Source organism: Catonella sp. (assembly GCF_052169795.1).
Lineage (GTDB): Bacteria > Bacillota > Clostridia > Lachnospirales > Lachnospiraceae > Catonella.
In genome coordinates, this window is record NZ_JBQNBU010000101.1 from 1 (window position 1) to 6,883 (window position 6,883).

The window sequence follows — 6,883 nt, forward strand, 5'->3', positions numbered from 1 at the left end:
GAAGTTATTGTACCAAATAAAATAATATATATCCAGCAAAAAAGATGAAATTTTTGATGAAATTTGATATAATAATAGATGGAGGCAAATATGTATAGAATAATTTCAACAAAGTTAAAAGGCAGATTGGTTTCTGCACTTACAAACGATTTTGATATAAAAGAATTTAAAATATCTGAAGAAACAGATAATACAGTATCTTTTAACATCGGAGACATAATAATTGGCAGAGTGGAAAATATAGTGAAAAATATTAATGCCTGTTTTGTAGAGATTTTTCCGGGAATACAGGCATATCTGCCGCTTAGTGATGATATGAAGATAGTATATGCAAATGGTAAGCCGGGTGGAACTCCGGTAATGAATGACTTGATTTTGGTGCAAATTGCGAAACTTCCAACAAAAACTAAGTCATATTCAGTTACAGCAGATTTTACCTTTATAGGAAAGTATGCTGTGCTTAAGACTAATATGAACAGAGTGCATCTGTCTTCGAAGTTTAAAGAGGTGGAGAATTTCGGAGAGATAAAATCACGGTTTATGCCTTTGGGAGAAAAGTTTGTAAGAGAAACCGGTTCAGGTGTAATTATTAGAAAATCAGCAATTAATCTCTCTGATAAAGAACTTGAAGATAGTCTTTATGATCTTTATGTGAAATTTCTTTCTATTATCAATCGTGGAAAGCATGGGGTTAAATATGAGAGGATATTCAAAGAACTTCCTGAGCATTTGAGTCTTATCAGAGATAACTGTGCTAATATTGAAAAAATAATGACGGATGACAAAGACACTTATGAAGAGTATAAGGGATATTTGAGGGAATTTTCAGAAGGTGATATTAAGAAATTGTTTTTTTACAATGACGAGATGATGAGCCTTTCAGCACTTTATTCGATTGGTACAAGCCTTGATAAGGCATTGGGGAAAAAAATTTGGCTGAGGTCGGGAGCATATATAATAATTGAATATACAGAAGCACTTACAATTATAGATGTGAATTCAGGTAAGGCGATTGCAGGGAAGTCTACAAATGTAGAAACCTTTATGAAGATAAATCTTGAGGCAGCACGAGAAATAGCTGACCAGCTAAGGCTTAGGAATATTTCAGGTATTGTGCTTGTTGATTTTATAGATATACCCAAATCAAGAGAAAAAGAACTCATAAATGCAATGGAGGATTTTTTAAAGGAAGATAGCATAAAGGCTAATGTAGCAGATATAACAAAATTGGGACTTATGGAAATTACGAGAAGGAGAACGGGGAGACCTATTCATGAAATCCTGATTGATAATAGATAAGAAATATGTTAGGTTATTAAGAGAAATAATAATCACTTCAAGTTAGGGCTTGTGTGTATTATATTAGTAAATTTATTTTAGAAAGAGGTAATTATATGTTGAATCCGGAAATAACAATTGAGATGGAAAATGGTAAAAAAATAGTTGCTGAACTTTATCCTGAGATAGCTCCTAATACAGTGAATAACTTTATTTCGCTTGTAAAAAAAGGTTTTTATGACGGACTTATTTTTCATAGAGTAATTAAAGGCTTTATGATACAGGGTGGCTGTCCTGACGGAACAGGGATGGGCGGCCCGGGCTATTCTATTAAAGGGGAATTTGCTCAGAACGGTTTTAAGAACGAGTTAGAACATGATAAGGGGGTGCTTTCTATGGCGAGGGCTATGAATCCTGATTCAGCAGGTTCTCAGTTTTTTATTATGCATGAGAAATCACCTCACTTAGATGGAGCATACGCAGCCTTCGGCAAGGTTATTGTGGGTATGGATGTAGTGAATGAAATAGCAGGAACAAAGACTAATTTTGAGGATAGACCGAAAGAAGAACAAAAAATTGCAAAAGTAACTGTAGACACTAAGGGAGAGGAATACCCTGAACCGGAAAAGAAGTGATAACATGGACTGTAGTGAATTTCAAAAAAATATCCAGCCTTTTATATATGGGCAGCTCACCATGCTTAAGAAAGAAGAGATGGTTGAGCATCTTTTGTCGTGTAAAGAATGTAATGATGAACTTGAAATTTACTATACGATAATTAATTGCTTGAAGGAAATTGAAGGCAAGATAGAAACTTCGGATAATTATCATGGAGAATATACTGAGTTTATAGAACAAACAAAGAATGATATTCGAAAATATAAAAATAATATGCTGAAACGCAGAGTTGCCTTCCCGGGGGTTGTCGGAGCGGTAATGCTATTAACGGGGATAAATATAAAAACAGAAACAGAGGTTAAAATAGCAGAAGTAAAGGAGAGCAAGACCTTAATAAACAATGATCTCACTATGCGGTTCAGATTCAGTGACAGTAAGGTTTTGCCGGATATTTTTATGGATATGGAAGAGTTAGCTAGAGAAATAGAGCTTAGGAGAAGACTGTATGAAAAATAATTATCTTTTATTAATAGATGGCTCAAGCCTCTTATCAACACAGTTTTTCGGAAGTCTTCCGAGGCAGATTCTGTTTGCAAAGACTATAGAAGAGAAAGAAAAATTTTTTGATAAAATTCTTCAGACCGGTGACGGATTTTATACAAATGGAGTGTTTGGTTTTGTTAAATATCTTCTTAAAATCATAAGAGAGCAAAAACCAAGTCATTTGGCTATAGCATGGGATTTGAGCAGAAATACCTTTAGAAGGGAGATATATCCTGAATATAAAGGAAACAGGGGAGAAACTATGGCTCCCCTCTCAGACCAGTTTGCTATCTGTCAGGCAGTGGTAGAAGCCTTTGGAATACCACAGTTTATGTCAGGAACTTATGAGGCGGATGATTTTTGTGGTACTCTGGCTGCAAGATTTAAGGATGAAATCCCGGTTTGTATTATGACAAAGGACAATGATTATCTCCAGCTTGTAGACGATAGGACTAAACTTTGGCTTATGCATAGTTCTGCGGAAAAGACTGATGAATTATATAAGAAATATGGGATAGATAAGTCTGATATTAATGCTCCTGACAGATGTTTTGTATATGATAGAGAACTTGTAAAGAAAGAATTTGGAGTAGAACCTCAAAATGTGAACTCTCTAAAAGGAATTATGGGAGATGCTTCAGATAATATAAAGGGAGTACCCGGAGTAGGTGAAGCAACAGCAAGACTGCTCATAGGTAAATACCATACTGTAGATGAAATTTACAAGGTAATAAATGGAAAAGATAAGAAAGAACTGGACGAGATTAAGAAAGTTTGGAAGGAAGAACTGGGAATCAGTCGTTCTCCTATTTCATATCTTCTTAAGACTTCCGAAACTGAATTGGTGGGAGAGAAGTCTGCAAGACTTTCAGAAATGCTTGCGACAATCAAAACAGACATAGATACTACAGGTGTAGAATTATCTGATTTAATGACAACCATTGATTTTGAAGCAGGTACAAAGATTATAAAGGCACTTGAATTTAATTCGGTAGATATAAGCGACATTGGAGATGATGGTGGGAGGAAAGAGAAAAAAGAGCTTCCTTATAGCCTTTTTAAAGCTATTTCAGACAAGCTGATTTCAGAGAATGGAATAAATCTTATAAGCAGACTGCGTGAAAAGGCAGAGGCTGTTAAGACTGTGAAAAAAGAAGCAAGAGCTGAGGTATGTTTTGAGAAAATAGAAATTTCTGATATAGAAGAAGCATTTAAGTATTTTAATAGTATCAGTTCCGCTGAAGAATTTGTAGGATTTGATGTAGATGAAGATGGATTGACATTAGTAGCAGGTGGTAAAGATACTTTTATTAAGAAAGAAATGTTTATTAATGATGATTTTATTAAAGAAAATCTTGATAAACTTTTTAATAGATGCAAGGATGTAAAATTTGTAACATTCTCACTTAAAGAAAAATTAGAATTTTTGAAGCAGACTTATTATAACAATGTATATGATTTGTCGGTGGCACATTATTTGATAAATCCACTTTCTACTGAACATGGAATAGAAGCTGTTATAAATGACTATCCTGAACTCTTTTTGGGAGAGAATGCTGAGTTTGTTGCGAGGACTTCTCTTCTTTCTGCACCAAAGCTGTTTTTGGAAATAAACAGGTTTGGTATGGAATATCTGTACAAAGAAATAGAGATGCCTTTGGTATCAACCTTGTATGAGATGGAAGAAAGAGGAATTAGGCTTAATAAAGAAGAGTTGCATGAATATTCTAAGGAGCTGGATGTATTAATTAAGAATTATGAAGATGAGATATATGAGCTTGCAGGGGAAGAATTTAATATAAATTCGCCTAAACAGCTGGGTGTTATTCTTTTTGAAAAACTGAGGCTTCCTTATGGAAAGAAAACAAAGACAGGTTATTCCACTTCAGCAGATGTTTTGGAAAGAATAAGATTAGAAGATCCGATAGTGGAAAAAGTGCTTAATTATAGGCAGGTGGCAAAGTTAAAATCTACATACACGGATGGGCTTGAGAGTTTTGTAAAAGAAGACGGAAGGATACATTGCAAATTAAACCAACTGGTAACTGCTACGGGAAGGCTTTCAAGTACCGAGCCTAATTTGCAGAATATTCCGATTAGGATGGAGCTTGGTAAGAAGATAAGAAAAGCCTTTATTCCAAAAGAAGGATATGTATTTGTGGATGCGGATTATTCACAGATAGAACTTAGGATAATGGCACATTTATCAGAGGATGAAGAACTTATTAAGGCATATCAAAGCGAAGAAGACATACATAGAATAACGGCTTCCCATGTATTTGGAGTTTTACTAAGTGAGGTTACAGAGTTGCAGAGAAGAAATGCAAAGGCTGTTAACTTTGGAATAATATACGGTATAAGCTCGTTTGGACTTGGGGAGAACTTGGGTATTTCGAGGAAAGATGCTGAAAAATACATAAATGATTATTTTAAAGCATATCCACAAGTTAAAAAATATTTGGATCTACTTGTAGAAAAAGGCTTAGAGGAAGGATTTGTAAGGACATATTTCGGGAGAATCCGTCCTATCCCTGAACTTACAAGCAACAATTACATGAAACGCCAGTTTGGTGAAAGAATAGCTATGAACTCTCCTGTACAGGGGACTGCTGCGGATATTATTAAGATAGCTATGAATAATGTAAATGCAAGGCTTAAGAAAGAATTTCCGGATTCAAAGCTTATTCTTCAAATTCATGACGAACTTTTAGTGGAAGCTAAAGATGATGACAAAGAAGAGGTTGCCAAGTTGCTTAGAGAAGAAATGATGAAGGCGGCAGAACTTAGGGTTAAGTTATCAGTGGATGTAAAGCTTGGATATAACTGGTATGATGTGCATTAGCCGGAGGTAAAGAAGATGGTAATTGGAGTTACCGGGGGAATAGGTTCGGGTAAATCGGTTGTTACAAAACTGTTACATAATAAGTTTAATGCGGCTATCATAGATACTGATACTATCGGGCATGAAGTAATGGAAGTAGGTAAGAAGGCTTATAAGCAAGTTGTTGATTGTTTTGGAGAGGAAATTCTTGCTTATGATAATTCTATTGATAGAAAAAAACTTGGAAATATAGTATTTGGAAACAATGAATTATTACTGAAGCTAAATAATATCATCCATCCGGCTGTAGAGTTAGAGGTTGACAGAAGGATAGCAGAATTTAAGAAAAAAAATTATAATTATATTGCTTTAGAGACTGCACTTTTGATAAAAGTAGGGTATAATATAAAGTGTGATAAAATATGGTTTGTCTATGCTGACAGTGATGTGAGGATTAAAAGGCTTTATGATAACCGTGGAATACATAAAGAGAAGGCTGTAAAAATTTTTGAAAGTCAAAATTCAGAAGAAGAATTTAGAAAGATTGCAGATGATGTTATAGATAATTCCGGAACTGAATCAGAAACTGAAATTCAGATAAAAAATATATTAGAAAGCTATAGAGGAGGACACCATGCAGGAATTACCTGAAAGGTTGGTATTTGGTCTTGATATTGGAACAAGGAGTTTGGTTGGAACTGTAGGTGCGAAGGAGGATGAGCATCATTTTAAAGTCTTTGCCATAGATCAGGTTGAACATGACACAAGGGCTATGCTTGACGGACAGATTCATGATATACCTAAGGTATCAGCATCAATAAGAAAGATGAAAAAAAGGCTTGAAGCTAAGCTCGGCAGAGAGCTTACTGAAGTATCGATAGCTGCTGCGGGGCGTGTGCTTAAGACTGTAAATGTAAGTCCTTTCATAGAATTTACTGAAGAAACAGTAATACATGATGATGAAATCCATACCCTTGAAATGCTCGGTGTTGAAGAGGCATATAAGACTATTAGGGCAGCTGAAGATAATGGCAATGATTTTTACTGTGTAGGTTATTCTGTAATGCATTATTATATTAATGGACAACAGATGATTAACCTTGAGGAGCATAAGGGTACAAGGATAGATGCAGAATTAATAGCTACCTTTCTGCCGCAGGATGTAGTGGATGATTTGTATGCAGCTGTGGAAAATGCAGGGTTGAATGTAGCCAATCTCACATTGGAGCCTATTGCAGCTATAGATGTAGCTATTCCTGAAAAGTTCAGACTTCTCAATATAGCTCTTGTGGATGTAGGAGCCGGTACTTCTGATATTTGTATAACAAATGACGGATGTGTAATAGCTTATGGAATGATTCCTCATGCCGGAGATGAGATAACAGAAATAATAGCAAGGCTCTGTCTTGTTGACTTTAATACAGCTGAACAGATTAAAAGAGAGCTTACTGAAAATGACAAGGTGGAGTTTAAGGATATAATGGATATTACTCAGACTATGAAGGCTGAAGATATTCTTAAGACAATAGCTCCAACATTAAACTCCATTACAGAAGAAATAGCTGAGAAGATTAAGGAATTAAATGGAGGAAAGTCTGTAAGTGCAGTATTTGTAGTTGGAGG

At 35.2% G+C, this 6,883-nt stretch carries 6 protein-coding genes; all 6 read left to right on the forward strand.

Annotated elements, in window-relative coordinates:
- Window positions 1–90: 90 nt before the first annotated feature.
- Window positions 91–1,299: a ribonuclease E/G gene (locus tag ACTTKP_RS10590; protein ID WP_442553869.1), complete on the forward strand. Its 1,209-nt coding sequence runs from the start codon at window positions 91–93 to the stop codon at window positions 1,297–1,299.
- A 95-nt stretch (window positions 1,300–1,394) separates the two neighbouring features.
- Window positions 1,395–1,913 carry a peptidylprolyl isomerase gene (locus ACTTKP_RS10595; RefSeq protein WP_442553870.1) on the forward strand — a complete coding sequence of 173 codons (519 nt, stop codon included), beginning with the start codon at window positions 1,395–1,397 and terminating at the stop codon, window positions 1,911–1,913.
- Window positions 1,914–1,917: 4 nt separating this feature from the next.
- Entirely contained in the window at window positions 1,918–2,412 is a 495-nt protein-coding gene (locus ACTTKP_RS10600; protein ID WP_442553871.1) for a zf-HC2 domain-containing protein, read from the forward strand.
- Entirely contained in the window at window positions 2,402–5,281 is a 2,880-nt protein-coding gene (gene polA, locus ACTTKP_RS10605) for a DNA polymerase I (RefSeq protein ID WP_442553872.1), read from the forward strand. The genes ACTTKP_RS10600 and polA overlap by 11 nt, the downstream gene beginning before the upstream one ends.
- A 15-nt stretch (window positions 5,282–5,296) precedes the next feature.
- Window positions 5,297–5,911, forward strand: coding sequence for a dephospho-CoA kinase (coaE, locus tag ACTTKP_RS10610; RefSeq protein WP_442553873.1), 615 nt, complete (start codon window positions 5,297–5,299; stop codon window positions 5,909–5,911).
- Window positions 5,895–6,883 (forward strand): cell division protein FtsA (locus ACTTKP_RS10615; protein WP_442553874.1); only part of this gene is annotated, 989 nt, incomplete at its 3' end. The genes coaE and ACTTKP_RS10615, both read left to right, overlap by 17 nt.